The organism is Mycobacterium sp. TH-M15 (assembly GCF_057473705.1).
Genome location: NZ_JBYCLB010000533.1, coordinates 1 through 1517 on the forward strand (window position 1 = coordinate 1; position 1517 = coordinate 1517).

The 1517-nt window shown below is 69.5% G+C and carries 1 protein-coding gene; it reads right to left on the reverse strand.

Features of this window, described 5'->3' with window-relative positions:
* On the reverse strand, positions 1 to 1517 hold a 1517-nt coding region (locus AC2VNT_RS12995), incomplete at both ends, for a UvrA family protein (RefSeq protein ID WP_486947255.1).

The following is a 1517-nucleotide window of genomic DNA, read 5'->3' on the forward strand; positions in this document are numbered from 1 at the left end:
GTTGAGCCGGTTGGCCAGCACCGCGGCCAGGATGTCGTTGACCAGGGTCGACTTGCCGGAGCCGGAGACCCCGGTCACCGCGGTGAGCACCCCGAGCGGGAACGACACGTCGATGCCGCGCAGGTTGTGCTCGCGGGCGCCGACGACGGTCAGCTGCCGCTTGGCATCGACCGGCCGCCGCACCGCGGGCACGTCGATGCTCTTCGCGCCGGACAGGTAGGCGCCGGTGATCGAGTCACCGTTGGCCAGCAGGTCGGCGTAGGTTCCGCTGTGCACGATCCGGCCGCCGTGTTCGCCGGCGGCGGGGCCGATGTCGACGATCCAGTCGGCGTGCGCGATGGTGTCCAGGTCGTGTTCGACGACGATCAAGGTGTTGCCCAGGTCCCGCAGCCGGACCAGCGTCTCGATCAGCCGCCGGTTGTCGCGCTGGTGCAGCCCGATCGACGGCTCGTCCAGCACGTAGAGCACCCCGACCAGCCCCGAGCCGATCTGGGTGGCCAGCCGGATGCGTTGCGCCTCACCGCCGGAGAGGGTTCCGGCCGCCCGGGACAGGGTCAGGTACTCCAGCCCGACGTCGAGCAGGAAGCTCAGCCGGGCCTGGATCTCCTTGAGCACCTGTCCGGCGATGGCCTGTTCCCGCGGGCCCAGGGTGAGCGCCGCCAGGAAGTCCGCGCAGTCCGCGATCGACAGATCACACACCTGCGCAATCGATCTGCTGCCGGTCTCGCCGGCGGTCAGCGTCACCGCCAGGATCTCCGGCTTCAGCCGGGTGCCCTGGCAGACCGGGCAGGGCACGTCACGCATGAAGCCGGCGTAGCGCTCCTTCATCTGCTCGGACTCGGTCTGCTCCATCTTGCGCTGCAGGAACGCCATCACCCCTTCGAAGTCGGTGTAGTAGGAGCGGGTGCGGCCGTACCGGTTGCGGTAGCGGACGTGCACCTGCTCGTCGGAGCCTTCCAGGATCGCGGTGCGCGCCTTGGCCGGCAGCTTGCGCCACGGGGTGTCGACGTCGAACCCCATCGCATCGCCCAGGCTGGCCATCATCCGGGTGAAGTACTCCGAGGTGGGTCCCATCGACCACGGGGCGATCGCGCCGTCGGCCAGGGTGCGGTCGCCGTCGGGCACCACCAGATCGGGGTCGACCTCCTTGCGGATTCCCAGCCCGGTGCAGTCCGGGCAGGCGCCGTAGGGCGAGTTGAACGAGAACGACCGGGGCTCCAGGTCGTCGACGGCCAGCAGATGGCCGTTGGGGCAGGCCAGCTTCTCGGAGAACCGCTGCTCCCTGGGGGCGCCGTGCGGGTCATTTTCCTCGCGGTCGACGAACTCCAGCACCACGATCCCGTCGGCCAGGTTCAGCGCGGTCTCCACCGAGTCGGTGAGCCGCTGCTTGGCCGACGCCTTGACGGTGAGCCGGTCGACGACGACCTCGACGTCGTGTTTCTCCTGCTTCTTCAGCTTCGGCGGATCGGTGAGCGGGTGCACCACGCCGTCCACCCGAACCCGGCTGTAGCCCTGGG